The organism is Dyella sp. ASV21 (assembly GCF_016428975.1).
GTDB lineage: Bacteria > Pseudomonadota > Gammaproteobacteria > Xanthomonadales > Rhodanobacteraceae > Dyella.
On the sequence record NZ_JAELTT010000428.1, the window covers coordinates 1 to 255 of the forward strand.

Below are 255 nucleotides of genomic sequence, written 5' to 3' on the forward strand. Positions count from 1 at the left end.
ACCGGGGCGCGCAGATCACTAGCGTGGAAGAGGAAAGCGCCGACGCCGTGGAAGGTACCTACTACCGCTACCGCGCCGAACTGCTGCCCGACACCGTGGAATGGAAACCGCCCCACCGCATCAAGCCACGCATGGACGGCCCGCAGGTCGCCACCGTGGTCGGTCCTCCCAACGAGGAGCTGTGGGTGGACGAGCTGGGGCGCGTCAAAGTGCAGTTTGCCTGGGATCGCCAAGGCCGCTCCGACGAAAACAGCT

General features: G+C 65.9%; 1 protein-coding gene. It reads left to right on the forward strand.

Features of this window, described 5'->3' with window-relative positions; genetic code table 11:
• Positions 1-23: 23 nt before the first annotated feature.
• Positions 24-255 (forward strand): hypothetical protein (locus JHD67_RS22990; protein ID WP_199101248.1); only part of this gene is annotated, 232 nt, incomplete at its 3' end.